Origin of the sequence: Halorubrum sp. (assembly GCF_046498025.1) — an archaeon.
Lineage (GTDB): Archaea > Halobacteriota > Halobacteria > Halobacteriales > Haloferacaceae > Halorubrum.
This window is the reverse complement of the sequence record NZ_JAWOBM010000043.1, coordinates 1-25,854: the sequence shown is the minus strand read 5'-3', so window position 1 is coordinate 25,854 and position 25,854 is coordinate 1. Positions and strand designations below refer to the sequence as shown.

Annotated in this window: 25 protein-coding genes and 1 tRNA gene; 12 read left to right on the top strand and 14 right to left on the bottom strand. The window is 69.3% G+C overall.

Annotated features, from left to right (window positions below; translation table 11 throughout):
* Positions 1 to 51 precede the first annotated feature (51 nt).
* Complete coding sequence (locus R6U01_RS08810) at positions 52 to 1,176, bottom strand: sensor histidine kinase (protein WP_410286213.1); 1,125 nt, start codon at positions 1,174 to 1,176, stop codon at positions 52 to 54.
* 273 nt (positions 1,177 to 1,449) lie between these two features.
* Between R6U01_RS08810 and R6U01_RS08805 the strand changes: the two genes are divergently transcribed.
* Complete coding sequence (locus R6U01_RS08805) at positions 1,450 to 2,565, top strand: alcohol dehydrogenase catalytic domain-containing protein (RefSeq protein WP_410286088.1); 1,116 nt, start codon at positions 1,450 to 1,452, stop codon at positions 2,563 to 2,565.
* A gap of 87 nt (positions 2,566 to 2,652) precedes the next feature.
* On the opposite strand, the gene R6U01_RS08800 is transcribed toward R6U01_RS08805, so the two are convergent.
* On the bottom strand, positions 2,653 to 3,489 hold the full coding sequence (locus R6U01_RS08800) for a cytochrome oxidase assembly (protein ID WP_410286212.1): 837 nt from the start codon (positions 3,487 to 3,489) through the stop codon (positions 2,653 to 2,655).
* Positions 3,490 to 4,063: 574 nt separating this feature from the next.
* Positions 4,064 to 4,519 carry a DUF5814 domain-containing protein gene (locus tag R6U01_RS08795; RefSeq protein WP_410286087.1) on the bottom strand — a complete coding sequence of 152 codons (456 nt, stop codon included), beginning with the start codon at positions 4,517 to 4,519 and terminating at the stop codon, positions 4,064 to 4,066.
* Between the two features lie 159 nt (positions 4,520 to 4,678).
* Here R6U01_RS08795 and R6U01_RS08790 point away from each other — a divergent pair.
* A tRNA-His gene (locus R6U01_RS08790) sits at positions 4,679 to 4,751 on the top strand.
* 148 nt (positions 4,752 to 4,899) lie between these two features.
* Here R6U01_RS08790 and R6U01_RS08785 read toward each other — a convergent pair.
* Positions 4,900 to 5,634 (bottom strand): MBL fold metallo-hydrolase, encoded by a 735-nt coding sequence (locus R6U01_RS08785; protein WP_410286086.1) that lies wholly within the window; start codon positions 5,632 to 5,634, stop codon positions 4,900 to 4,902.
* A gap of 195 nt (positions 5,635 to 5,829) precedes the next feature.
* On the opposite strand from R6U01_RS08785, the gene R6U01_RS08780 reads away from it, so the two are divergent.
* The 5 genes from R6U01_RS08780 to R6U01_RS08760 all read left to right on the top strand — a co-directional run bounded on the left by R6U01_RS08780 (position 5,830) and on the right by R6U01_RS08760 (position 9,230).
* Entirely contained in the window at positions 5,830 to 6,471 is a 642-nt protein-coding gene (locus R6U01_RS08780; protein ID WP_410286085.1) for a hypothetical protein, read from the top strand.
* The gene (locus tag R6U01_RS08775) at positions 6,468 to 7,550 is read left to right on the top strand and encodes a hypothetical protein (RefSeq protein WP_410286084.1); all 1,083 of its coding nucleotides are present in this window, start codon (positions 6,468 to 6,470) and stop codon (positions 7,548 to 7,550) included. Before R6U01_RS08780 ends, R6U01_RS08775 begins: the two co-directional genes overlap by 4 nt.
* A 171-nt stretch (positions 7,551 to 7,721) precedes the next feature.
* Complete coding sequence (locus R6U01_RS08770) at positions 7,722 to 8,393, top strand: hypothetical protein (RefSeq protein WP_410286083.1); 672 nt, start codon at positions 7,722 to 7,724, stop codon at positions 8,391 to 8,393.
* A 144-nt stretch (positions 8,394 to 8,537) separates the two neighbouring features.
* Entirely contained in the window at positions 8,538 to 8,897 is a 360-nt protein-coding gene (locus tag R6U01_RS08765; RefSeq protein ID WP_410286082.1) for a hypothetical protein, read from the top strand.
* A gap of 3 nt (positions 8,898 to 8,900) precedes the next feature.
* Positions 8,901 to 9,230, top strand: coding sequence for a hypothetical protein (locus R6U01_RS08760; protein WP_410286081.1), 330 nt, complete (start codon positions 8,901 to 8,903; stop codon positions 9,228 to 9,230).
* Positions 9,231 to 9,475: 245 nt separating this feature from the next.
* On the opposite strand, the gene R6U01_RS08755 is transcribed toward R6U01_RS08760, so the two are convergent.
* On the bottom strand, positions 9,476 to 11,155 hold the full coding sequence (locus R6U01_RS08755; RefSeq protein WP_410286080.1) for a Na+/H+ antiporter NhaC family protein: 1,680 nt from the start codon (positions 11,153 to 11,155) through the stop codon (positions 9,476 to 9,478).
* A gap of 325 nt (positions 11,156 to 11,480) precedes the next feature.
* Between R6U01_RS08755 and asd the strand changes: the two genes are divergently transcribed.
* Positions 11,481 to 12,527, top strand: a complete 1,047-nt coding sequence (gene asd / locus R6U01_RS08750) for an aspartate-semialdehyde dehydrogenase (RefSeq protein WP_410286079.1) — start codon at positions 11,481 to 11,483, stop codon at positions 12,525 to 12,527.
* 50 nt (positions 12,528 to 12,577) lie between these two features.
* Here asd and R6U01_RS08745 read toward each other — a convergent pair whose 3' ends face one another.
* A complete protein-coding gene (locus R6U01_RS08745) occupies positions 12,578 to 14,569 on the bottom strand; it encodes a 3-hydroxyacyl-CoA dehydrogenase NAD-binding domain-containing protein (protein ID WP_410286078.1) in 1,992 nt (663 codons plus the stop codon).
* Between the two features lie 130 nt (positions 14,570 to 14,699).
* Here R6U01_RS08745 and R6U01_RS08740 point away from each other — a divergent pair, with 130 nt between their 5' ends.
* Entirely contained in the window at positions 14,700 to 15,296 is a 597-nt protein-coding gene (locus R6U01_RS08740; protein WP_410286077.1) for a DNA-3-methyladenine glycosylase family protein, read from the top strand.
* 14 nt (positions 15,297 to 15,310) lie between these two features.
* Here R6U01_RS08740 and R6U01_RS08735 read toward each other — a convergent pair whose 3' ends face one another.
* Entirely contained in the window at positions 15,311 to 16,663 is a 1,353-nt protein-coding gene (locus tag R6U01_RS08735; protein WP_410286076.1) for a RimK/LysX family protein, read from the bottom strand.
* Between the two features lie 158 nt (positions 16,664 to 16,821).
* Here R6U01_RS08735 and R6U01_RS08730 point away from each other — a divergent pair, with 158 nt between their 5' ends.
* The gene (locus R6U01_RS08730) at positions 16,822 to 17,859 is read left to right on the top strand and encodes a succinylglutamate desuccinylase/aspartoacylase family protein (RefSeq protein WP_410286075.1); all 1,038 of its coding nucleotides are present in this window, start codon (positions 16,822 to 16,824) and stop codon (positions 17,857 to 17,859) included.
* A gap of 48 nt (positions 17,860 to 17,907) precedes the next feature.
* Here the strand turns inward: R6U01_RS08730 and R6U01_RS08725 are convergent, their stop codons facing one another.
* The 4 genes from R6U01_RS08725 to R6U01_RS08710 all read right to left on the bottom strand — a co-directional run bounded on the left by R6U01_RS08725 (position 17,908) and on the right by R6U01_RS08710 (position 21,047).
* Positions 17,908 to 18,417, bottom strand: a complete 510-nt coding sequence (locus R6U01_RS08725) for a hypothetical protein (protein ID WP_410286074.1) — start codon at positions 18,415 to 18,417, stop codon at positions 17,908 to 17,910.
* 63 nt (positions 18,418 to 18,480) lie between these two features.
* Positions 18,481 to 19,401 (bottom strand): tetrahydrofolate dehydrogenase/cyclohydrolase catalytic domain-containing protein, encoded by a 921-nt coding sequence (locus R6U01_RS08720; RefSeq protein ID WP_410286073.1) that lies wholly within the window; start codon positions 19,399 to 19,401, stop codon positions 18,481 to 18,483.
* A 105-nt stretch (positions 19,402 to 19,506) separates the two neighbouring features.
* Positions 19,507 to 20,298 carry an aldo/keto reductase gene (locus tag R6U01_RS08715; RefSeq protein ID WP_410286072.1) on the bottom strand — a complete coding sequence of 264 codons (792 nt, stop codon included), beginning with the start codon at positions 20,296 to 20,298 and terminating at the stop codon, positions 19,507 to 19,509.
* A gap of 59 nt (positions 20,299 to 20,357) precedes the next feature.
* Positions 20,358 to 21,047, bottom strand: coding sequence for an HAD family hydrolase (locus tag R6U01_RS08710; RefSeq protein WP_410286071.1), 690 nt, complete (start codon positions 21,045 to 21,047; stop codon positions 20,358 to 20,360).
* 132 nt (positions 21,048 to 21,179) lie between these two features.
* Between R6U01_RS08710 and R6U01_RS08705 the strand changes: the two genes are divergently transcribed.
* Entirely contained in the window at positions 21,180 to 22,319 is a 1,140-nt protein-coding gene (locus R6U01_RS08705) for a CBS domain-containing protein (RefSeq protein WP_410286070.1), read from the top strand.
* A 119-nt stretch (positions 22,320 to 22,438) separates the two neighbouring features.
* Here R6U01_RS08705 and radB read toward each other — a convergent pair whose 3' ends face one another.
* Together radB and R6U01_RS08695 are read right to left on the bottom strand one after the other, a co-directional pair.
* The gene (gene radB, locus R6U01_RS08700; protein WP_410286069.1) at positions 22,439 to 23,146 is read right to left on the bottom strand and encodes a DNA repair and recombination protein RadB; all 708 of its coding nucleotides are present in this window, start codon (positions 23,144 to 23,146) and stop codon (positions 22,439 to 22,441) included.
* A gap of 186 nt (positions 23,147 to 23,332) precedes the next feature.
* Positions 23,333 to 23,539, bottom strand: coding sequence for a cold-shock protein (locus R6U01_RS08695; RefSeq protein WP_410286068.1), 207 nt, complete (start codon positions 23,537 to 23,539; stop codon positions 23,333 to 23,335).
* A 175-nt stretch (positions 23,540 to 23,714) separates the two neighbouring features.
* On the opposite strand from R6U01_RS08695, the gene R6U01_RS08690 reads away from it, so the two are divergent.
* The gene (locus tag R6U01_RS08690; RefSeq protein WP_410286067.1) at positions 23,715 to 24,257 is read left to right on the top strand and encodes a hypothetical protein; all 543 of its coding nucleotides are present in this window, start codon (positions 23,715 to 23,717) and stop codon (positions 24,255 to 24,257) included.
* A gap of 15 nt (positions 24,258 to 24,272) precedes the next feature.
* Here R6U01_RS08690 and R6U01_RS08685 read toward each other — a convergent pair whose 3' ends face one another.
* Positions 24,273 to 25,733, bottom strand: a complete 1,461-nt coding sequence (locus R6U01_RS08685; protein ID WP_410286066.1) for an amidohydrolase — start codon at positions 25,731 to 25,733, stop codon at positions 24,273 to 24,275.
* Positions 25,734 to 25,854 lie beyond the last annotated feature (121 nt).

Genomic DNA, 25,854 nt, shown 5'->3' with positions numbered 1-25,854 from the left:
CTCTGCGCGCTCGCGGCGGTGCTGCACCGACGAGCCGCGGCGATGTCGGTGTTACCGCGTCGGTGAGCCGCCGGCGTCGGTCGCGACTCCCCCGGAGTCCGGTTTCGCGAGGTCCGCGTCGGCGACGTCGTCGACCCCCTCGAACTCGAACCGCGCGCCGCCCGCTCGGCTCTCCGTCACCGAGACCGACCAGCCGTGGGCCTCGGCGATGCGCTCGACGATCGCGAGGCCGAACCCGGTGCCGTCCTCCGCCGTGGTGTGGCCGGGTTGGAACACGACCTCGCGCTCGTCGGGGTCGATCCCCGACCCGTCGTCTGCGACGTAGAACCCGTCGGGGAGCGACCCGACGAAGATCCGGAGCGACGTGGCGGCCGGCGGATCGGCTTCGCTCTCGTCGCTTGCGGTCTCGGCCGGACCCGCTCCGTCGTCGGTTCCAGACACGCCGGAGACGTCCCCCGGCGAGCAGTCGGCGGACGTCCCGTGTTCGATCGCGTTCCGGAAGAGATTCTCGAGCGCCTGCCTGAGTCGGCTCCGGTCGCACTCGACGGTTGGCAGCCGGTCGTCGATCACGAGTTCGGCCTCGGCGCCGGACCCGACGGTTCGCCACGCGGCCTCCACGACCGGGCGGAGATCGACGCGCGCGGCCGCCTCGACGGATCGCCCCTCTCGGGCGAGCGCCAAGAGGTCCGAGATGAGATCGTCCATCCAGTCCAGGGCGTCGGTGGCGCGTTCGAGTCGCTCGTCGCCCGCCTCGCCCTCGAACTCCTTCGCCAGTTCCAGGTTCCCGGCGGCGACCGAAAGCGGGTTCCGCAGGTCGTGCGAGACGACACTGGCGAACTCCGCCAGTCGCTCGCGCTGACGCTCCACCCGGCGCCGGCGCTCCACCTGCTCGCTCGCGGGGAGGAGGTACCCGACGACGTCGCCGCGCTCGTCCCGTTGTCCGCACTCTCGGACCCACGTGGGTTCGTCGTCGGTCGCGAGGCGGTAGGTGACGTCGACGACCTCGCCGTCGAGCGCCGAGCGGAGGCGATCCCGGTCGGTCTCGGCCGTGGCCTCTAGCCAGTCGCTCCGAGGCAGGGCGTCGACGTCCAGCCGCGACTCGCCCGCGGCCTCGACGACGACGCGGTTCGGATCGCCGTCCGGCCGTCGATAGGCGACGCCCGGACGACGCTCCATCGGCGACAACACGTACGATACCCTGTCTTGTAATATTATAAATTTTACTTGTCTATCAGTTGTCTGACGTTCGATATCAACTCTGAAAATGATGAAATCAACTTGTACTAGCGTCGAAAAGAGCTTTTATTCCGTCTCTGTGTGCTACTGGCCGGTGGTTCGCCTCGTCGTATCACTAGTATTACACGAGTCTGACGGCACGGTCCCGGCCCCGACGGATTCCGAGCCGACTCGCGGAGGGGTTTTACTTCACCCCCTCCCCTCCGTTCAGGCATGCGCGCGGCTATCCTTCGCGAGTACGGCGAACCGCTGGCGGTCCGCGACGTCCCCGCCCCGGAGCCCGGACCGGGCGAGGCCGTGGTCCGCGTTGAGGCCTGCGGCGTCTGTCGGAGCGACTGGCACGCCTGGATGGGCCACGGCGAGTGGGCCGACGACCGCGTCCCGCGCGGGCAGGTGCTCGGACACGAGCCCGCGGGCGAGGTGGTCGCCGTCGGCCGGTCGGTCGACCGGTTCGCGCCGGGAGACCGTGTCGTCGTCCCCTTCTCACTCGGCGACGGCACCTGCCCGTACTGCCGCCGCGGACACGGCAACGTCTGCGCCGACGGGCGCGCGCTCGGTTTCGAGCCGGACGCGCCGGGCGCGTTCGCGGAACGGGTCGCCGTCCCGAACGCCGACTACAACCTCGTGGAGCGACCGTCGTGGCTCGACGCGACCGCCGCGGCCGCGCTCGGCTGTCGGTACATGACCGCGTATCACGCCCTCGCCGAGCGGGCCGACCTGAGCGCCGGCGATCGCCTCGCAGTCCACGGCTGCGGCGGCGTCGGGCTCTCCGCGGTCCAGCTCGGCGACGCCCTCGGCGCCCGGGTGGTCGCGGTCGACGTCGATGACGACGCGCTCGCGCTCGCGAGCGACCTCGGCGCCGACGCGCTCGTGAACCCCGCCGACCTCGGCGACACCGCCGACGCCGACACCGACCGCGGAGGCGACGGCGCCGCGGCCGCCGTGCCGGAACGGGTCAGGGACCTCACGAACGGCGGCGCCGACGTCTCCGTCGACGCGCTCGGGATCGCCGAGACCTGCCGCAACTCGGTCCGGTCAGTGCGCCCCCGCGGCACCCACGTACAGGTGGGACTGACCACCGAGGCCGAGCGCGGCGAGGTGTCGCTCCCGACCGATTGGATGACGCGGTGGGAGGTCTCGTTCGTGGGCTCGCGCGGGATGCCGCCGACGAGCTACGACGACCTGTTCGCGCTCCTCGACGCGACCGACGTCGATCCCGGCGCGCTCGTCAGCGACGAGATCGGGCTCTCCGCGGTCTCCGCCCGGCTCGCCGCGCTCGGCGAGTACGACGTGCGCGGCGTGGAGGTCGTCACCGGGCTCTCTGAGTGAACCGGGCGCCCCTCCGCGGACGCGCGTCTCATCGGTCGTCTCTCGAATCCCGCGGTGACCGCTCTCCGCGTTGACGCCGAGGGTCGCTCAGTCGCCGCCGATCGGGTCGGTCGCGGGGCCGGCGCCGTCGGCGCCGCGCGCGACCCACGCCGCGCCCGCGGCGAGCGCGACGGCGACGCCCAACGCCGCGAGGTTGATCCGCTCCCACCCCGCGGTGTACAGCACCAGATCGCGACCCAACAGCAGCGTCGTGACGAGGGCCGCCATCGCGCCGGCGGCGAGCAGTCGGACCGTCCCGGCGGTGGACCGGCTCACGCCCGCGTAGCCGGACCGGACCGCCTCGGTGGCGAACGCCACGGTCGCGACGAGCCCGAGGTGCCCCGCGAGCCCGGTGATATAAAAGCCGGCCTGCGCGCCCGGGGAGTACGTGACGAACGGGACCGCCCGCGAGAACACCGCGCTGGCGACGATGCCGGCCACGGCGATGGCGGTCGCGATCCGGAGGAGACTCGTCGACCCGCGGCCGCCGCCCCAGATGGTCGTCAGTCCGAGCAGCGTGAAGATCGTCAGCGCGACGATCAGGTGGGCCGCGTGCGTCGAGACGGTGTACCCGCCGGGGACGAGCCCGCCGACGGTGACGGTGATCGCGCCGACGGTGATCTGCAGCGGTAGGATGAGCACCGCGAGCGTCGCCGCGAGTCGCGTTCGGCGGTCGAAGCTCCCGAGCCACGTCCAGCCGGCGGTCCCGATGATGAGGAAGCCGGTGACCATCGCCCACACGCGGTGGAACCACTCGATGAAGTCCGGGTTGATCGTCATCGCGGGGATGAGCTGGTCGGAGCAGAGCGGCCACTGGGCCTGACACGCCAAGCCGGACCCGGTCGCCGCGGTGTAGACGCCGAGCGCGAACAGCGTCAGCGTCATCCCCGTCGTCGCCGCCGCGTATCGTCTGAAGGTAAGCCACGCGGGCCGAAGACTCATTACCCAAGTTCGGGAGCGAGCGCACTTAGACCGTTCGGACGCTCTATGCGGGCGGGAAGCGACTCGACCAGAGATCGGTCTACTATTTATAAAAGAGGGCGGTGACGTCGCCGGCGCTCCGCGCCGGCTGCAAGCGAGAGCTTCGCTCTCGCCCTGCGCGCCTCCGAGTGCCCCTAGGGCACGAGGAGCGCGCGCGAGGTCGCCGGCGCTACACGCCGGCTGCCAGAGAATCTCCGATTCTCGCTGGACGCGGTGAGCGCTCGAAGAGCGCGAACCGCGAGGCTGGGGAGGTGTGAGGTGCGGTTGAGGGGCGGTCGGGAGGGACTCAAAGGGGCAGCCGCGAGGACGAAGCCTGACGATGCAAGCACCACAGGAACGAGCGAAGCGAGTGACGAGGAGCGCAGCGAGTCACGCGAGTCCTCGCGGCTGGGGCTTTGGAGATGTTCGCCGTCACAGCGACTGTAATGACCTATAAATATACGTTCGAACCGACGGAATCGCTGTTCGCCACGTCGTTCTATCCCGACAATTCGCGCTTCGCGCGCCGCGCCCGTTCGGACATCTCCTCGTTGCCCTCGACGTCCGCGAGGGTTTCGACGGCCTCCAGGTTCCGCACCGCGTCGTCGAGGAACGAGAGCACGTCGCCGGTGTAGGCGTACACCATGTAGTCGTCCGTCATCACGTCCACGATCGCCTGCGGGCCGAGCCCCTCGGCCCGAAGCTCCAACACGTACCGCATGAACTTCTCCTCGGGACAGCCGCAGTAGGGGTTCGCCTGACAGTCGCAGTCGAGGAAGTCCTCGGCGAAGTCGAGGACGCGGTCGCGCGTCGTGGAGTCGAGCTTCGAGAGCCCGTCACCGGTGAACAGCATGTCGAGGGTCGCACCGGCGAACGCCCCCTTCGGGACGTTCGTCTCCAGCTGGGAGGCGAGCTGGCGGTGGTTCTTCACGTAGATCTTGTCGGTGAACGCCACGGTTGGGGCGAGATACGCCGGCTGGCAGTAAAAGGGCCGTGGTCGTCGGAGCCGCTGTCCCCTTTCCGGCCCTGGGCGATTACCGGACGGCACCGCGTCACACGCCCGTCCGGGAGTCGTAACGGTTATTTATCAAAGCGGGATAGATATCGACGCGTGTCCGGGTTAGGGTAGTGGACTATCCTTCAGCCTTGTGGAGGCTGAGACGCGGGTTCAATTCTCGCACCCGGACCTTCTGCGGCGAGCAACACCGCGAGCCGCAGGGATCCGCGGAGAATCGAATCAGGGAGGTCGCGCGCAGCGAAGCGAGCACGTCCGACCGGGGTTCAATTCTCGCACCCGGACCTTCTGCGGGACGTCGCTCCGAAACAGCGATGCAGTCAGAGTTCCAGCCGCGCTCCGTCTTCCGGGACCAGGACTCCCTCCGTCTCCGATCGCAGCTCCTCGCGAGAGAGCAGGCAGTGGTTGATCGCCTCCATGTGGACCACGGCGACCCCGGCGTCGGTGGCCTCGCGGACGGCGGCGACGTCCGCGACGCCCATCGTGATCGGCTCCCCCTGATTGAACCGCGCCTCGCCGCCGTTGAGCACGACCGCGTCGGGCTCGAACCGCTCTAGGGTCGCCGCGACCGGCTCGTACCAGACCGTGTCGCCGGCGAGGTACAGCGTCTCGTCGCCCTCGAGGACGAACCCGGAGACGGGACCCATCCGCTCGGCCAGTTCGCCGTGCCCGTGACGGCCGGGCGTCCGATGAAGGCTGATTCCTCCGAACGACGCCGCGTCCTCGACGGGTCGCACGTCGGTGAACCCGTCCTCGACGAACGCCTCCGCCTCGGCGGGCTGACAGAACAGCGGGACGTCCGAGCCGAGCTCCGACCTCGCCGCCTCGTCGAAGTGGTCGGGGTGGCGATGGGTGACGATCACCGCGTCGTGCGACAGGTCGACGTCGGGAATCGGGACGAGGGGGTTCGCGCGGTCGTTCGGGGTGTTATCGATCGGGGGGAGCGTACCCTCGGACGCGAACAGCGGATCGACGAGGAAGGTCGTCTCGCCGACGGTCGCGAGGACCGTGGCGTTGCGAACGAGCGTGACGCTGGCGCCGGCGTTCGTCGACATATATGGGTCACTTCGGCGAGCGAGGGGTTGTGAGTTGCGCCGCCGGATCCCCCTGCGCGTGACCCTTAGCGAGAGGGGGAATCCGCGTTAAGCTCACTCCACCGGCCGCACGAGATCCGCGTCCCGCGTAACGCACCGTCTACTTATGTGTCGGTCGAGCGTCGTGTGGCTCGTCATGAACGGGCGTGAGGCGCCGTGAGACGACGGGAGCTGCTCCGGAGGAGCGCCGGGGTCGGCGCCGTCGGCCTCGCCGGGTTCGCGGGCTGTGCCGACGGGGACCCCGGACCTGCCTTCGAGGAGGGGTTCGAAGACGGGATCGGCGACTGGGAGGCCGGCGCCGCGATCGGTCCCGAGGTCGACGTCGAGGATTTCGATTGGGAGCTCGACGTCTCCGAGGAGGAAGCGGCCTCCGGCGAGCGCTCGCTCCGGATCTGGAACGAGGGCGACTACGACGACGGCGTCACGTGGGGCGTCCACCCGGTCCCGATCGAGTCCGGCGGGTCGTATCAGATCGAGGTGACCGGGCAGTTCTGGAGCGAGTCGGAGTCGTTCAACACGATCCGGAACGCCCTGATGCGGCTGGGACCCGAGCCGCCGGCGGCCGAGGAGGACTTCCCGCAGCCGGGACTCAACACGAGGGACCTCGGTGAGACGCCCTACGGCGGGCTGCGCGACGCGCTGTGGCTGGCCGACGGCTGGCGCGAGTACGCCTTCGAGTGGACGACTCCGGAGCTGTCGACCGACACGCTCCACCTCGCCGTCGGCACGGCCGTGGTCTGGGAGGCGGACGCGACGCACTACGTCGACGACCTCTCGGTGAGGGTCGAGTCGCGATGAGCGGTGACCCGGAGGTGACGTCGAGCACGGACGATGACGACGACGCCGGAGACGCCGACAGCGACGCGGACACCGCAGACACGATGCGAGAGCGCGCCGGCGAGAACCGGGTGAAGCTCTGGCTGCTGTTGCGCGCGAACCGGCTCGTCGTCGCGGGGGTCCTGACGCTCGCCGTCTTCGTCGCGTTCGTCGTCGTGGCGGTCGCCTTCTCGCCGTCTCTCGCCGGGAAGGTCGGGTCGAGCGACCCGATCGAGACGCTGTTCGCGTCGATGATCACGGTGATCGTCACCGGGGCGACGCTGGTCGTCACGATCGGTCAGGTCGTGCTCACCCAGGAGACCGGTCCGCTCGGGGAGCAGCAGGAGCGCATGGACGGCACCCTCGGGGTCCGGGACTCCATGTCGGAGCTGATCGGGTCGCCGACGCCCACTGACCCCGCCGCGTTCCTCGACGCGATCCTGGGGGCCACGTCCCGCCGTGCGGAGGAACTCCGCAAGTCGGTCTGCAAGCGGGGTGGGGACGGCCCCGACGAGACCGCCCTTCGGGAGGACGTCGACGACCTCGCGGAGGGCGTCATCGAGAACGCCGACACCGTGCGCGACCAGCTCGACGGCGCGGAGTTCGGTTCCTTCGACGTGGTGTTCGCCGCCCTCAACTTCGACTATAGTCCGAAGATCGGCCGGACCGAGCGTATCGCCGCCGACCACGACGCGGCGCTCTCCGACGACGAGCGCGACCTGCTCGGGGAGCTGAAGGAGCTGCTGTCGCTGTTCGGTCCCGCCCGCGAGCACGTCAAGACGCTGTACTTCCAGTGGTCGCTGATCGACCTCTCGCGGCAGATCCTCTACGCCGCGGTGCCGGCGCTGGTCGTTGCGGGCCTCATGCTCGCGGTCGTCGACGCCGGAACGTTTCCGGGGCGCACCCTCGGCGTCGACCACGTGACGCTCGTCGTCGGGGCCGCGTTCGCGGTCACGCTGCTCCCCTTCTCGCTTTTCGTCTCTTACGTGCTCCGCATCCTCACCATCGCGAAGCGGACGCTCGCCATCGGACCGTTGGTGCTGCGGGACTCGGACGAGTAGGCGCCGCCGTCGAGCGGCCGTCGTCGCGAGCCCCGATCGCTGCGGGGAGAACACCACGCGGGCGAGGCCGCTGGCGTGGACGCTACCGATCGGCGCGCTTCCTCGGGGGATAGATCACGACCGAACCACGTATCCGTGCGCTATGTGTCACCGTCACACAGAGGTGCGAGTGTGGTTTCACAGGCGGCGCGGGGCGACGGGAGCGTCCGACGATGGCGGTCGCGGAGCGGGCTCGCGGCCGTGGTCGGCGCCGTCTTGGTTATCGGGACGCCGCTGGTCCAGACCGCCGTGCTGGGTACCCGGCCGTACGCCGCGAGCGTCTTCGACGTCTTCTCGCTCGTCGGGTGGCTCCTGCTGCTGGCCGGTCTCGCCGGCGTTTACGCGACGTTCGGGGCTCAGTTCGGTCGGCTCGGTCGCGAGAGCGTGGCGACGACCGCCGCCGGCATGGGGCTCCTGTCGGTGCTCCAGCTCCGGCGCGTGGCGCGCTTCGTCGTCGCGGGGTTCCGCGCCGTCCCCGCGACCGGTGAGGACCCGTTGGGACTCCCGCTCACGGTCGCGACCGTGCTCGGGCTCGGGCTCACGGTTCTCGGCGCGGGCGGGCTTGGCCTCGCGCTCCGTCGAGTCGAGAAGCCCCCGGCGGTGACGAGCGGGCTCTTTGTCCTCGTGCCGGTTATTCCGAGTGCGCTCATCGGACTCGACCGGATCGTCGGCTTTCAGCCCTCGGTGGGTCGACTGGTCGTCAGTCCAAGCGCGGTTCTCCTCCCGTTCGGCCTCGGCTGGATGGCGCTCGGGCTGGTGGTTTGGGCCGAGGCCCGGTCCGGTTCCCGGCCGGCGACCGAGTAGGGCGACGGCTACGCGTTCGAGAATGTCGCCCGCAACACTACCGGGCGAGTTTCCACTAGTAGGCTCGGTGAAAGTGAACCCGCCTTTGACGGGCGATTTAGGCACGGCAGTACATTCATTACATCAGCACGCTAAGTACTATGTATGCCCGTTCGTATCGAAGAGTTCGAAACAGGCGATCTTCCCAGTGGTCCGAGCGTTCCCAAGCAGGTACTCATCTACCTGTATACGAATCAGGACAAAGCGTTCACCCGGTCGGAAATTGCGACCGGAATCGAGGAAGACCCGAACACGGTCGGCACTGCCCTTTCTCGCCTGAAACGGCGTGATCTCGTCCGACATAAGGATGAGTACTGGGCGATCACGAGAGATTTGGGACGCGTACAGGATGCGTACGATCTCCATGCTGTGACGGAGCAGCTCAACGACGAGGATGGGGGAATCGACTCGGACGAGTGGGATGCAGCCGCTCCGGACGAGCCACATCCCAGCGAGAAGGACTGAGAAATGCAACCGGAACGAGGCGACGTGGTTCGCAGTTCCGACCCGTTCAAATCAGGTGAGGACAGCCAGCGACCGTGGCTGATCGTCAACAACAGTTCGCACCCGTTCGCCGACGAACAGTTCTTCGCAGTCGCCGTCTCGACGAGGGAGTACGCACAGTCGCTTGCGTTGCGTTCCGAGGTGTGGGATATTGGCGGTGTCCCGCGCGAGTCGTTCGTCTCGCCGTGGGCCGTTCACTCTCCACGGATCGAGGATCTGGTAGCGTGGCAGGGCCGGGTTACCGACGAATTCGTCGATACTGTCGTCGACGAAATAGAGACGTATCTGCGATAATTCGAAATGTACGCCCGCAACACTAACGACCGGTCTCATCTCCGGCGGCGTGCCGCGTCGACCGGGAAACCCTCGTGGCGGGCGGTCGCCTGCGCGGCGACGGGCGGGTCGCGTCAGCGACCGGATGTGACGCGCCTGGGTTCTCCGCGCTGTCATCGCTCCCATCGGGGAGTACTCGGGCGGGGACTGAGGGCGCGCACCCGACGGTAGCCGACGAACGTATATAAACGACCGGACCGACGACCTCAGTCGTCCTGCTCCCTTCCGGCGACGACCACGCGCCTCCCGTCGTCTTCCTGTGGCTCCGAGGCCGACACCGGATCGATTCCGCGACGGGCAGCGTCGAGCTCGGAGAGCCCGTACACGAGCCCGACGAGCAGCAGGGCACCGAGCGGCAGCAGAGCGAGCGGCGTCACCCGCGTGACCCCCCAAACGACGAGCAGGAGGACGACCACGGCGGCGACGGTGACCGCGTAGTAGATCTGCGTGCGGACGTGGTCGATCAGGTCCGCGCCGGTGAACGTCGACGAGAGGACGGTCGTATCGGAGATCGGCGAGCTGTGGTCGCCGAAGATGGCGCCCGAGAAGATGACGCCGACCATCGCCGCCACGAGGGTGTGGCCCGCCGCCCCGCCGCCGCTGATCTCCCACGCGATCGGGATCGCGATCGGGGTGACGATCCCCATCGTCCCCCACGAGGTGCCGGTCGAGAACGCGATGAGACCGGCGACGACGAACACGAGGGCGGGCAGGAGGGTGCTCGAGACGGAGCCGACCGCGACGTTCGCGACGTAGGCGCCGGTGCCGAGCGCGTCGATCGCCTCGCCGATCCCCCACGCGAGCACGAGGATGGAGACCGCGGTGAGCATAATCGAGAATCCGTCGATCGTGTACTCGGTCGCGTCGCCGAGCCCGAAGATCCCGTAGGCCTTCCCGAGGACGAACCCGCTCGCGACCATCGCGAACGAGCCGATCATGAGCGCTACCTCGTAGGCGGCGTTGAGCGCGGCGTCCCACAGCCGCCCGCCCGCCGCGCCGAACTCGCCGGCGAGGAGGTCGCCGACGAAGCCGACCGGCGAGAACTCGCCGGTCCACAGCGCGGTCGCGATCGTGACGGCGATCAGGACCGCGACGGGGACGAAAAAGCACGTGAGCCGCGGCGTCGACGCGGGCGGCTCGCCGAGTTCGCCGGCGACGTCCTGCATCGGCACGGCCTCGTCGCGCGTCACCCTTCCCGAGGTCCACGACCGGTGTTCGGCGGTCAGCATCTCCCCGTAGTCCCGCCCCGAGCCGACCACGACGAGGACCATCACGACCGCGAGGATGGCGTACATGTTGAACGGGATCGACGAGACGAACACCTCGAAGACGCCGGGACGGTTCGCGGCGTCGACGCCGGCGGCCTCGTACCCCTCGGTGATGAGCGAGAGCTGGAACGCGACCCACGAGGAGATGCCCAGCGTCGCCACCGGCGCCGCGGTGGAGTCGACGACGTACGAGAGCTTCTCGCGGGAGATCCGGAGGCGGTCGGAGACGTCCTTCATCGCGGAGCCGACGATGGCGGTGTTCGCGTAGTCGTCGAAGAAGAGGACGATTCCGAGCCCCCACGCGACGAGGCCGGCCTTCCGCTGGGTGTCGAGACGCTCGAGCGCCCAGTCGCGGACCGCGGCGGTGCCGCCGAGGTTCCACACCATGGCGACGCCCGAGCCGAGCAGGAGGGTGAACACGAGGATGGTCGCCTGGAATTCGTCGGAGACCGCCGCGACGATCCACTCGAACGTCTGCACGATCCCGAGCCCGCCCGTGACGATGACGGCCCCCGACCAGATGCCGAGGAACAGCGACAACACCGCCTTTCGGGTGATCACCGCCAGCGCGATCGCGAGCAGCGGCGGGGCGACGGACAGCGCTCCGAAGTCGGTCATTGTCTTGCTCACTCGTCCGAGAGGTGTAATATCTCACGGAGTGCGTGCTCCGACGGATCGTCGGGAGTCCGCCGCGGCCGCGAATCGACACGCGCGAAACGGGAACCCGGCGATCGGTCGCCGCCTCGACGCGGAGAGTCGGCGACGAATCGACGATCGGACGGAAATCGACGACAGGGCGGCCATCGACGATCGGACGGAAATCGACGACAGGGCGGCCATCGACGACAGAGCGGACCGACGGCACCGCAGCGGTCGCGGGCACGCCCGGCGGAATCGGCGCGTATCCGAACGCACTTACGTCCCTGTCACGGACCCACGCGCAATGTCTGTACGAGTCGGCATCCTCGGTGCCACCGGCGCCGTGGGTCAGCGGTTCATCCAGTTGCTCGACGACCACCCGACGTTCGACCTCGCGGCCGTGACCGCCAGCGGGGACAGCGCCGGGAAGACGTACCGCGAGGCCGCCAAGTGGCGCGTGGACACGCCCATCCCGGCAGACGTCGCGGAGATGGAAGTCACGGAGACGACGCCCGCGGGGGTCGCGGACGCCGACGTCGACCTCCTCTTCTCCTCGCTCCCCTCGGGCGTCGCGAGCGAGGTCGAGCCGGCGTTCTTGGAGGAGGGGTACGTCGTCTCCTCGAACTCCTCGAACGACCGCATGGCGGCGGACGTCCCGCTCACGATCCCCGAGATCAACCCCGACCACCTCGATCTCATCGAGGTCCAGCGCGACGAGCGCGGCTGGGACGGCGCGCTCGTCAAGAACCCGAACTGCTCGACGATCACGATGGTGCCCACCCTCGCGGCGATCGACCGGTTCGGCTTAGAGAGCGTCCGCGTCTCCACGCTGCAGGCGGTCTCCGGCGCGGGCTACTCCGGCGTCACCTCGATGGAGATCATCGACAACGCGATCCCGCACATCGGCGGCGAAGAGGAGAAGATGGAGACGGAGTCGCGCAAGCTCCTCGGCGAGTTCGACGGCGCGGCGGTCGAGCTCCACGACGCCGACGTGGCCGCCTCCTGCAACCGCATCCCCACGCTCGACGGCCACTTGGAGAACGTCTTCGCCGAGTTCGCCGAGGACCCCGCGCCCGCGGAGCTCCGCGAGGCGATGCGCTCGTTCGAGGGCGCCGGCGAACTGCCCAGCTCGCCCGACCAGCTCATCAAGGTGTTCGGCGAGGACGAGCCGGAGCGCCCGCAGCCCCGCCTCGACCGCACGTACGCGAACGGCATGGGCATCGTCGCCGGCGGCGTGCAGTCGACCGACGCCGGCGCGAAGTACAACTGCCTCGCGCACAACACGATCCGCGGCGCGGCGGGCGCCTCGCTGCTCAACGGCGAGCTGCTCGTCGAGGAAGGGTACGTATAGGCGAGCCGCTGAGGCTTAAATAGGCGAGCCGCGACCGGACGGCAGCGGCCTTACTTCCCTTCGAACTCGGGCTCGCCGTCACTCATGAACGCCGTGACGCCCTCCATGAGGTCGTCGGTGTTCATCACGTGGCCGAAGCCCATCGCCTCCACCTCGAGGCCGGCCTCGGCGTCGGTGCGACCGGCGTGCATGGCTCGCTTCGCGTACGTCTGGGCGATCGGCGGGCCGCCGGCGAGCCCCTCGACCAGCTCCCGAGCGCGCTCGTCGAGCTCGTCGTTGGGGACGACCTCGTTGATGAAGCCGTACCCCGCCAGCGTCTCGGCGTCGTAGCGGTCGGCGGTGAAGATGATCTCCTTCGCGCGTCCCTCGCCGACGATCCGGGCGAGCCGCTGCGTGCCGCCCCAGCCCGGGAGGAGTCCGAGATCGAGCTCGGTCTGGCCGAGCTCCGAGCGCTCGGAGGCGACCCGCATGTCGGCCGCGGTCACGAGCTCCATCCCGCCGCCGAAACAGTAGCCGTCGATGGCCGCGACCACGGGCATGTCGGAGTCCTCCAGCTTGCCGAACGTCTGCTGGCCCCGACGCGAGAGCTCGACCGAATTGATCGGGTCCCCGGCGCCGGCCGCCATGCTCTGTAAGTCGGCCCCGGCCGAGAAGGCGCGGTCGCCGGCGCCGGAGAGAAGCAGGGCCCGCACGTCGTCGTCGTCGTCCAGCCGGTCGATCGCGTCGGCGAGCTCGCCGAGCAGCTCCGCGTTGATCGCGTTCATCCGGTGCTCGCGATCGATCTGTACGTGGCCGACGCGGTCCTCGACGGTGACGTCGAGCGTGCCGTAGGCGTCGAGGGCGTCCCCCTCGGCTCCGGCGTCGCCGCCCTCGCCGTCGCCGTGGAAGCCGCCGGCCTCGACGGCCTCGCGCAGGTAGTCGGTCGCCTCGTAGCGCGCCTCGCCGGTCTCCTCGTGGAGCTCGTCGAGGACGGCCACCAGCTCGTCGAGCCCCTCGCCGTCGGCCAGCTTCGCGGGACCGTCGGGGAAGCCGGCGCCGAGCATCACGGCCCGGTCGATCGCGGACGCGTCGGCGACGTCGTTGCCGATCAGCCCCGCGACCTCGTTGGCCATCACGGCGAGCAGTCGCTTCCGGACGTCCGCGTCGATCGCGTCCGTGGGGATCTGCGCGCCGTCGCCGTCCTCGTAGTCGTAGAAGCCGGAGCCGGTCTTCTTGCCGAGCTCCTCGGCCTCGAACTTCTCGACCAGCAGTGGGCAGGGGCGGTACGCCTCGCCGAGCACCTCGTGCATGTAATCGAGCACGTGGTAGCCCACGTCGATGCCGACCTGGTCAGTGAGCTCGAACAGGCCCATCGGGATCCCGACATCGAACTTCGTCGTGGAGTCGACCGTCTCCATCGTCGCGTCGCCGGACTCGACGATCCACGCCGCCTCGTTCATGAGCGGGACGAGGACCCGGTTGACGATGAATCCGGGGCTGTCCTTCCGGACGCGGACGGGGGTCTTCCCCATCGACTCCGCGAGCCCCTCGATCAGGTCGAGGGTGTCCTCGGACGTGTGCTCCCCGGAGATGACCTCGACGAGGTCCATCCGTACCGGCGGGTTGAAGAAGTGCATCCCGCAGAACCGCTCGGGCCGGTCGGTCACCTCGGAGAGCTCGGTGATGGAGAGGCTGGAGGTGTTGGTGACGAAGACGGCCTCCTCGGGCGCGTGCTCGACGACCTCGTCGTACACGTCCTTCTTGATCGCCATCTTCTCGGGGACGACCTCGATCACCACGTCGGCGTCGGCGAGCGAGTCTTCGAGGTCGACGTACGGCTCGATCCGGTCGAGCGCCGCCTCGGCCTCGTCGTCGCCGATGCGGTCCTTCTCGGCGAGCTTGCCGAGCGACCACTCGATCTGGTCGTACCCGTCCTGAACGAACTCCTCTTCGATGTCCCGCAGCGCGACGTCGTAGCCGGCGAGCGCGGCCACCTCCGCGATGCCGTGCCCCATGTTCCCGGCGCCGAGGACCGTTACGTGCTGGACGTCTTCCAGTTGCATACGGCAACCGTCGGAACCGTCATGGTTGAACGTTTTCATCTTCCAAACAGGAAACTCACGGTAAGTTTATCAGACGGGCTGAAAGCCGCGATCGAAACCGTCGTGAGGCTCCGAGCCGAACCTCGGAGGGATGCACGACCGAGTCGCGGCGACCCTGCGGGAGGACCCGACGATGGCGGGGCTGATCGACCGACACGGACGGCTCGCGATCGCGCCCGCGGACGACGAGTTCGCGCGCCTCTGCACCTCGATCGTGAACCAGCAGCTCTCGACCGCCTCCGCGGCGGCCATCCACGAGCGCTTCGTGGACGTCCTCGGCGGCGACCCGACCCCGGACCGCGTGCTCGCGGCCGAGGAGGCGGCCCTGCGCGAGGCCGGACTCAGCGGGACGAAGGTCGAGTACCTCCGGGAGGCCGCCGGGACGTTCCGCGACGGCGACCGCGACCTGACCCGCGAGGGACTGACGGGTGCGAGCGACGAGGCGGTCGTCGAGGCGCTCACCCAGATCCGGGGTGTGGGGGAGTGGACCGCGCGGATGTACCTGATCTTCGCGCTCGGCCGCGAGGACGTGCTCCCGCTCGGCGACCTCGCGGTGCGGAAGGGGATAGAGCGGGTGTACAACGACGGCGCGGAGCTCTCGCGGGCCGAGATGCGCGAGATCGCCGAGACGTGGCGCCCCTACCGAAGCTACGGGGCGCGGTACATCTGGGCGGAGTACGAGTCGTAACCGACGGTTGCCGCCTACTCCTCCTCTAAGATCTCGCCGGCCTCGTCGCGCTCCTTCTCGTCCGTGTCGGCGCGCCGCCGGACGTCGACGCGGTAGTCGGTGAGGATGTCGCGGCCGAGGAGGAGGGGGTACTCCATGTGGCCGCGGTCCTCGACGCTGGCGGTGACGGTGTGCTGATTCCCGCCGATACCGATCACGAGGTCGACGACGGGGCGGGCCTTCCCGCCCTTCACGCTGCCCGACTTCACGCGCGTCATGCTCTTGATCGGGCCGGCACCGATCTCGGCGGCCAGCTGGGTGTCGATGCTCGTGCGGGTCGCGCCCGTGTCCGACTTCGCGAGCGCTTGCTTGGAGCCGGAGGTGCCGGTGACGACGACCTCCTCGATGTAGCCGATGTCGGGCTGTTCGGTCGAGCTCGGCTTCGGCTTGGGCGCACAGGAGGGCCGCGAGTCGTCGAGGGTGGCCGCGACGCGCTCGACGGCGTCGTCGTCCACCTCACCGCCGACCGTCTCGATCGCGAGCCGCGCGATGTGCGGGGCCGGGCTCGTGCCGGTCGCCTCGTAGAGGCCCTTGAATCCGGCCGTCGGGTTCACCTCGAGGACGTACCAGCCGTCGTACCCCTCGACGAGGTCGACGCCCGCGTAGTCGAGGTCCATCACGTCGGCCGCGTACAGCGCGGTCTCGGCGGCCTCCTCGGGCATGTCGTCGGTCGCGTCCTCGACCGCGCCGCCGAGCGCGACGTTGGTGCGCCAGTCGCCCTCGGGCGCGTACCGATACATCGAGCCGACGATCTCGTCCCCGACGATGTACACGCGCAGGTCGCGGTGCTTCTCGTCGTCGCGGTCGATGAGCCGCTGGAGAAACGCCTGCCGGTTGCCGACCTTCGGGTTCACCCGCTCGGTGAGGTCGACCTTCCACGTGCCGCCGCCGTGCGTGCCGATCGCGGTCTTGTAAACCCCGACGTCGCCGAAGCGCTCGCGCCCCTCGTTGAGGCGGTCGTTCGACAGCGCGAGCAGCGCGTCGGGCACGCGGATGTTCCAGTCGGCAAGCGTCGCCGCCGTCGCGAACTTGTGGATCGACGCGAGCACGGCGTCCGGCTCGTTCAGCATCGGCCTGATGCGCTCGAACGTCGTCGCCAGTCCGAGTAGCTCCGCCGGCTGGTCGGTGTTCGAGAGCAGCAGCCGGTTCGCGATCACGTCCACGGCGGGCTCGACCTCGACATCGCCGTCGTCAACGGTTATCGCCGTGTTCTCCTCGCGGAGCCAGACGGGCTCGTGGCCGAGGTCCTCGACCGCGTTGCAGATCGCTTTCGTTTCCTTGCTGTTGTGCAGCGACAGCACTCCCACCCGGACTGGGTCCGAACTCATGGGGACAACTGCGCATGCCGGTGTAAAAGGTCGCCCGGTTCCGCGACGACGACGCCGACGGCGTCGGGACCGCGTCCTGCTCCCGGAGCCGTCGGGCGGTTCCGCCGCGTGATAGCCGGGTCGTCATATATATACACTTTGCCCTGCTCCGTCGTGGCATGAGCGACGATCGGGTGTTCACGTACAACGGCGGCGCGGTGCCGCCGGGCGAGACGCAGAACATCCGCTACGGAATCAGCGAAACGTACCTCGGCGACCCCGTCCGGATCCCGGTCACGATCATCAACGGAGAGCGCGACGGCCCGACGGTGTACCTCACGGCGGCCGCGCACGGCGACGAGCTCAACGGCATCGAAGTGGTCCGCGAGGTCGCCCACGAGTGGGACCTCTCGTCGCTGTGCGGCACCCTCGTGTGTCTCCCGGTGCTCAACGTCCCCGGCTTCATCGCACAGAAGCGATACCTGCCGGTGTACGACCGGGACCTCAACCGCTCGTTCCCCGGCGAGCCCGGATCGACGAGCTCGAAGCGGATGGCGAACCAGATCTACTCCAACTTCATCGCGCCCTGCGACTTCGGGCTCGACTTCCACACCTCCACCCGCGGGCGGACGAACATGCTCCACGTCCGCGCGGACATGACCGACACCGGGGTCCACCGCCTCGCGATGGCGTTCGGCTCGAAGGTGGTCATCGATAGCGAGGGGCCGAGCGGCACCCTCCGCGGCGAGGCGACCGCCGCCGGGATCCCCACGATCACGATCGAGATGGGCGAGGCCCACCGGTTCCAGCGCCCGCTCATCGACGACGCGCTCGACGGCGTGCGGTCCGTCTTCGCGGAGTACGGACTGCTCGAGACCGACACGGTGCGCTGGCCGGGCTGGCGGACGATCGTCGCCGGCACGGGGGAGAAGACGTGGCTTCGCGCCGACTCCGGCGGCATCGTCGACACGCACTTCGAGAGCGGCTCGCTCGTCCAAGAGGGCCAGCGCATCGCGACGATCACTAACCCGTTCAAGCAGGACGCCGTCGCGGTGAAGGCGCCCTTCACCGGCCTCCTCATCGGCCTCCTCGAGAACCCGGTCGTCTACCCCGGAAACCCGCTGTGTCACCTCGTCGAGGTCGACGAGGCGGTCCGCCGGGCGATCGAGACCGGCAACGAGCCGATACCGGTGGGACAACCGAACGCGGCGGACTGACCGCGGTCACGGAGCCGAGTCGGCGCCGGTCGGCCCGGTTGCGTGGATCTACTCACTTCCCAACCGTCTACGGAACGCCGTCGCGACGCCAGCGAGGGCGAGAAGGAAGCCGGCGAGGAACGCGACCGGCTGGAGGAACGCTCGCTGGAAGACGACCGCCCCCGGCTCGCGCTCGACCGTCCGCGTCCAGAACTCGTAGCGGTCGCCCCGATGCTCGACGATCACGAGGCCGTCACCGAGCGTCGGGTCGGTCGGGTACGACAGCGAGTCGACGCGGGCGTCGGGGTCCTCGACGCCGAACCCGCCGTCCGACTCGCGCGCCCGGTCGAACGCCTCGCGCGCCTCGAGGTCGAGGTCGGCGTAGTCGACGACGGCGTCGTCGCTCAGGTCGTCCGGATCGACGCCGCCACCGGCCACCGGCGAGGCGTTCTGAACCGGCTGAACGGTGTGCGTGTACGCGGGGTTCGGGTCGCCGACCGGCACGGGGAGGTACAGGGGGTTGGCCATCAGGAGGACGCCGACCGCGAGCAGGCCGACGGCGACGAGCCGGACGCGCATGCGAGGGGGTCGGCGGCGCGAGCGGTTGAGGCTTTCCGCTGCGCTGCCGGCTCCGAGACCGCCTCAGTCCAGGTCGATATCCACGCCGTGCTGGAGTCCGGCCGCCTTCACGGTGTTGTACAGGAGCATCGCGCGCGTCATCGGCCCGACGCCGCCGGGGACCGGCGTGATCGCGCCGGCGACCTCCCTCGCGGACTCGTAGTCGACGTCGCCCACCAGCTCGTACCCCTTCTCCGTGTCCGCGTCCACGCGATTGATGCCCACGTCGACGACGGCCGTGCCCTCACGCAGCATCGAGCCGTCGATGAACTCGGGGATGCCGGCGGCGGCGATCACGATGTCCGCGTCCGCGAGCTTCCCCTCCAGGTCCTTCGTTCGGGAGTGACAGACCGTCGTGGTCGCGTTCCCGACCGGGGCCTTCTGGATCAGGAGGTTCGCCATCGGCTTCCCGACGATGTCGGAGCGGCCGACGACGACCGCGTCCGCGCCCTCCGTCTCCACGTCGTAGGCCGCGAGGAGCTTCTGGACGCCGTGGGGCGTACAGGGTTTAAATCGGGCGTCGCCGGCGACGAGCCGACCGACGTTCTCCGGGTGGAAGCCGTCCACGTCCTTCTCCGGGTCGATCTGCCGGAGGACGCTCCGCTTGTCGACGTGGTCGGGGACCGGCAGCTGCACCAGGATGCCGTGGACGTCCGGGCGCTCGTTGAGGTCGTCGATCGTCTCGTACAGCTCGTCGGCGGGCGCGTCGGCGTCGATCTCGACGTGGACGCTCTCGATGCCGACCTCCTCGCAGTCGCGCTGCTTCATCGAGACGTACGTCTCGCTGGCGGGGTCGTCGCTCATCAGGACGGTGGCGAGCCCCGGTGTCACGCCCGCCGCCTCCAGCGTCTCGACGTGCGCGGTCACGTCGGCGCGCACGTCGGCGGCGACGGCCTCTCCGTCGATGATAGTCGTCGCGTCCGCGTCGTCGGTGCCTTCGCTCATACCCGAGGGGAGAACGAGGCGGTACAAAAGCGACGCGGGATCGTGTCGATCTCGGATATTCTATCTCCGGTTTTATACACGAATCTGTAATACTTCGGACGATCGCTACTCCGGGAACAGCTCCTCCTCGCGCCCGACAGCGTCGATCGCGGCGATCTCTGCCGGGGCGAGATCGAGATCGGCGGCCGCGAGGTTCGCCCGGAGGTGGCGCTCGCTCGACGCCTTCGGGATCGTCACGACGGGGTCCTTCGCGGTCGCCCACGCGATCGCGACCGCCTCGGGCGTCGTGTCGCGCGCCTCCGCGACCTCGACCACGGCGTCGATATCGCGCACCCGCCCGCCGGCCAGCGGCGAGTACGCGACCACGGTGTAGCCGTGCTCGCGGGCGTGATCGAGGAGAGTCGGTTTATAAAACAGCGGATGCAGCTCGGTCTGGTGAGCCGCCAGCGGGGCGTCGAGGGCCGCCATCGCGCGGTCCAGCTGATCCGGCTCGAAGTTCGAGACGCCGGCGTCGCGCACGAGCCCCTCGTCGACCAGCCGGTCGAGCGCCGGGAGCGTCGTCTCCGGGTCGTAGCCGCCTCGCGGGCGGTGGACGTACAGCAGATCGAGCGTCTCGACGCCGAGCAGGTCAGCGCTCTCGCGGGCGGCCGGCGCCACGTCGTCGCCGGCGAGGTCGTCGACCCACAGCTTCGTCGCGACCGTCACGTCCTCGCGGGTCGTGCCGTCGCCGATCGCGTCGCTCGCGTCGAGCCCGGCGGCGAGCCCATCGCCGACGACCGCCTCGTTGCCGTAGATCCGCGCGGTGTCGAGGTGGCGGTAGCCGACGGCGAGCGCGGTCGCGACCGCGTCGGGATCGTCGATCCCCATCGTGCCGAGACCGACGGGCGGGAGGTGCATACCCGACGCTGGGCCCGACCGAGACAAAAAGCGTCCGGCTTCGCCCGCCGGCAAGCGGCTCAGATCCGGTCGCCGCCGCGCGCGTCGACCGGCGCCCGCCCGCAGATGCTCACGAGGTCGTGGAGGTCGTCGATCTCGTAGGTGGGCTGACAAGAGAGCTCCGCGGAGCGCCGGTGCGGGCGTCGCACAAACGCGGAGTCGATACCGGCGTTGTCGGCGGCGCGCACGTCGGACTCGTTGTCGCCGACGAACAGCGCCGTCTCGGCGCCGAGGTCTTCGAGGGCGCGTTCGAGGTAGTACGGCGAGGGCTTCTTGCGCGAGAGGCTGGCGATCGACGGATCGCGGCCGTACGTCACCTCGAACTGTCCCGCGAGACCGAAGTGGTCGAGGACCGCGTCGACCGTGGCCTGCTGGTTCGAGGAGACCACGCCGAGCGGGGCGTCGAGGTAGCGGAGTGCGTCCACGTCGGCGTACGGCGTCTTTCGCCCCTTTCGGGCCGCGTCGAGCTGTGCGGTCGAGGCGATCTCGTCGCGGACCCGCCAGAACTCCACCGGGTCCACCCCGTAGCGCTCGCAGATGTCGGCGAGCGTCGCGGGGTCGACGCCGACCGCGACATCGTCGACGTGGGCCAAGTCGGGATCCTCGACGCCGAGGCTCACGAACGCGTCCCAGGCGGCTTCCCGGAGCGTATCGAACGGGGTCCGTCCGACGAGGACCCCGTCCTTATCGAGAACGACGGCGTCGTACACGGCCCACTCTCTGTGGGTTACCGGCAAAAAGCTTTCAGTGGCCTCGGGCGGCGGACGGCGGATCAGAATCTCGTCGTGTACCACGGCTCCCGCACTTTCAATACCCGGCGCGACGAACCCTCAGACTGGACCATGAATATCGTTGATATCGCGGTGCCGGAGTACGTCGAGGTCGACGTCGATGAGCGACTGGCCAAGGTCCGGTCTATCTTCGAGCGCGAGAACCCGAAGGGGATCATCGTCACCGACGACGGCGAGTACGCCGGGGTCGTCGGAGAGAAACAGCTCATGCGCTCGCGCATGGAGGACGACACGAAGGTGTCGGCCGTCATGAAGCCCGCGCCCTCCGTCGACCGCCACGAGGACGTCCGGGAGACGGCCCGTCTCCTGGTCGAGGGCGACGTGAAGATCGCCCCCGTCTACGAGGGCGAGAAGCTCTACGGGATCGTCACGGTCGACCAGATCCTCGAGGCCGTCCTCGACAGCCTCGACGCGATCACCGTCGGACAGGTCGCGACGGAGGACGTCATCGGGATCAACGAGAAGGACAGCGTCGGCCGCGCGATCAACCGCCTCCGCGAGAACGGGATCTCTCGGCTCCCGGTGCTCGACGACGACGCTCAGCTGGTCGGCGTCGTCACCACCAACGACATCGTCGAGTTCGTGGTGCGCGACCACGAACGCCAGGGGAGCGGCGACCGCGCAGGCGACATCGACCGGATGCTCGACATCCCCGTCTACGACATCATGTCGAGCCCCGTTCTCACCGCGACCGCCGACGAGACGGCGCAGGTCGTCGTCCGACGGATGTTCGACAACGACGTCTCCGGGCTGGTCGTCACGCCGGGCGACGCCGACGCGGTCGCCGGGATGGTGACCAAGACCGACGTGCTCCGCGCGCTCACGTTCACCGAGCAGGACTCGATGGACGTCCAGATCACCAACGTGGACCTGCTGGACACGACCTCCCGCGAGCACATCGTCGAGTCGATCGAGCAGGTCTCCGACAAGTACGCGGACATGCACGTCATCCACGCGCACGTCCGGCTCCACGCGCACAAGGAGAAGCTCCGCGGCACGCCCCTGATCCAGTGTCAGATCCGGCTCCGGACCAACGAGGGGCAGGTCGGCGGCTCCGGCGAGGGCTACGGCGCCGAACACGCCTTCCACGTCGCGCTCGACAAGCTGGAGCGCAACGTCCTCGAGATCAAGGGCGTCAACGCCGACGAGGAGTACCGAGGCCAGCTGCTCCGCAAGCTCGGCGAGCTGTGAGCCGGTAGGGCGACGCTCGACGGTTCCGGCCGTCTCTTGTCCCGTCTTCTCGCTTTTTCTGGACCGCCTCGGCCGCGAGCGACGCCGCTCGCGGGTCGAAGGCGCGGCGCGGCTCCCGGCTACGTCTCGGCGCCCTCGGCGAGCCCGTCGGCGACGATCCGGAAGGTGACCGAGTCGCCGGCGGGCTTGGAGCGGTGCTTCTCCAGGGTGGCTCGCCGGTTACCGCCCCGGAATCGGTCGACGCGGACGACCGCGCCGGTCCAGTGGTTGAGGGTGTTGCCGCCGAGCGCGCGGTCGCGATCGGAGTCGGGATCGGTGAACACCTGGTTCGTGATCACGACGGCGAGGTCGTGGCGGCGCGCCAGCGAGAGGAGGTGCGTCACCTGCTTGGCGACCTTCCGGAGCGACTGCCCGCCCTCGGTGTCGCTGGCGCGTTCCAGCCGGTAGAACCCCGTGGCGGAGTCCAGTACGATCAGCTCCACCTCCGCGGCGAGCTCCTCGGCGTCGCGGACCGCCTCTCGCTGGTCGTCGAAGTCGTACGCCTCGGTGATCACCAGCCGGGAGGCGATCTCCTCGACCGTGTCGTCGATGTCGGGGTCCCCCGCCCGTCCCGACGCCAGCTGTTCGAACCGGTCGATCGAGAGCCCCTCGGTGTCGATGTACAGCGCGCGGTCGCCGGCTGCGGCGACCTCGACCGCCGCGGCCAGCGCGAGGTTCGTCTTTCCGGCCGCGGGCGGGCCGTACACCTGCGTGACGACCCCGCGCTCGAACCCCCCGCCCAACAGGTCGTCGACCGGTCGACAGCCGGTCGGGATCGGATCGCTCACTACGAGACGCCTTGCTCGCACTCGTATTTAAACGGTCGATCGCGGCGTCGGCGCTCGCACGCGAACGGTCGAGCGAGTCGCTCGTCGAGGTGAAATATGCGTGAAAAGAACGGAACGGTCGCCGGTCCCGGTGACCGGCGACGGGGTCCGGTAGTGCGTGCGGACGCGGCGTCCGCGGTAGAGTCGTTAGTTGCGGACGACGTTCGTCGCGCGGGGTCCCTTGGGGGACGACTCGATATCGAACTCGACCTCTTGGCCCTCCTCGAGGTCGGGGCCGCCGACGTCCTCCATGTGGAAGAACACGTCCTCGTCGTCGTCGAGATCGCCGTCGTCAGTCGAAATGAAACCGTAGCCGCCAGTGTCGTTGAAGAAATCAACCTTTCCTGTCGCCATTGCGAGTAAACACACGCCGGTTGACGGCATAAGACTTGCGAGTGTACAGTTAACACGACCATCGATCGACGATCGTGTGAGTTATTGGCCTGAATACCCGGATCCGGTGAACGTACGGTCGATCCTACCGGATCGAACCGACTGGACCGTCGGTTTCCGGCACGCCCGTCGATTTATGTACGAGCACGCCGAGCCGACGGCCGTGCTCCGACCCCTCCGCGAGAACGGCCCCGCACTGTTGGTTCCGGCCGCGTGGACCGTGGCTGTGAGCGGCGTCCTCGGCGTCGTCAGTACCCACGCACTGTTCGTCGCCCACGTCGTCATGAGCGTCCTGCTCGTCGCGTTCCTCGTCGGATCGTGGGGCGAGATGGGGTCGGGTGCCCTCCGCGTCTGGAAGCTCGTCATCCTCGCCGGCACGCCGGTGACGCTCGCGGGAGTTCTCGGGTTCCTCGCGCTCGACGGCGTACTCGCGTTCCCTGCGAGGCCGCTACTGTCGATCGCGTTGTACGGATGGATACTGCTCCCGGCAGTCGGGCTGGCGGACACCGGCCGGCGGGTCGGGCGATCGGCCCGCGCCTACGACGTCGGCGCAGCCTGCTGTGTCGTCGGGGCGGTCGGCGTCGCGGTCGCCGGCTCGCCGACCGCGACCGCCGTGGCCCTCGGTGTCGTCGGCGTCGGCCAGACCCTCGGGATCGTCGCTGCGACCGTCGCGGAGTGACCCCCCGCGGGGTCCTCAGTCGTCGTCCGCGGTTCCGGCGGGCGTCCGCTCGACGTCGACGGAGGGTTCGAAGTCGGGCCGTTCGACGCCGAGCAGCTCGTAGGGGTCGGCGTCGTCGGGCATCGGCGACTCGTAGTCCGCGCCGCCGCGCTCCTCGAACTCGGCGACGACCTCCGCGCGTAGCTCCTCGTCGGTGAGCAGGCGGAGCAGGGTCCCGCCGATGGTCTTCGCGGCGTAGAGCATGCCCTCGGTTCCGGTCGAGCCGCTGGCGGCGACCGCCTGCCAGGAGTGCGGGGGCGTCCCGGCGGGCCACGTCGCTGTCGTCATCCGCCCCAGCGGGACGAGCTGGCTCACGTCGCCGGAGTCGGTCGAGTACGACCCCGTCTCGCCCGCGTCGAGCGCGTCGATCGGTTCGGTGAAGTAGGCGTTCTCGGCGGCACGGTCGCGGTACTCCTCGGGCAGCTCGGCGATCTGGTCGGAGACGTCACCGAGCGACGCCTTGAGCTCGTCGGCGATCGGGTCGTCGACCGAGAACGAGCCGAGTTCGGCCATCGTCCCGCGGATCGCGTCGCCGAGCGTCTCGTTCGGGCGGACGCCGTAGATCCCGCTGGTCTGGGTGACCTCGACGTCGACGTCGGCCATCAGCGCCGCCCCCGCTGTGGCGTTCTCGAACCAGTCGCTCACCTCCTCGACGAGGTCGCGGCTCGGCGCGCGCACGAGGTACTCGCCGGTCGCCTCCGGCGGGACGACGTTGGCGGCGTCGCCGCCCCGGGTGATCACGTAGTGGAGTCGGACCGGGTCGGGAACGTGCTCGCGCATGTACTCGACGGCCGTGTTGAGGAGCTGGAGCCCGTCGAGCGCGCTCCGCCCCGCCTCGGGCGAGGCGGCGGCGTGGGACGACTCCCCCCGGACCGTCACCTCGTAGCTGTCCACGGCCAGACACGACCCCTTCGTGGGCGCGTTGTACCAGCCGGGGTGCCAGGAGACCACCGCGTCGACGTCGTCGAACGCGCCCGCGCGAGCCATGTACGTCTTCCCGGACCCCGCCTCCTCGGCGGGCGTGCCGACGTAGACGACCGACCCCTCGACGCCCGCGTCGATCGCGTCGGCGACCGAGAGCGCGGCCCCGAGCGAGCCGACCCCGAAGAGGTTGTGCCCGCAGCCGTGGCCGTTTCCGCCGTCCTCGATCGGCTCCCTCGTCCCGCTCGCTCGCTGTGAGAGGCCGGGAAGCGCGTCGAACTCGCCCATCGTGCCGACGACCGGGTCGCCCTCGCCGTAGCGGGCGACGAAGCCGGTCTCGACGTCGCCGACGCCGACCTCGACGTCGAAGCCGCGCTCGGCGAGGACGCCGATCAGTCGATCCGCCGCGTACATCTCCTCGAACGCCGTCTGCGGGTGTTCCCAGATGTCGCGTGCGAGGTCCGTGAGCTCGTCTCGCCGGGCCTCGACCGCCTCCGTCACCGCTTCGAGTTCCATGACAACGGATGGCGAAGACCGGTGAAAAAGGGTTCGGACGCGGCGAGGCGACCGGACGGGTGGACGGGCCGGGAATGTTGAACGCCTCAGGATGGGCCTTCTCGATCTCGTCAAGGACGAC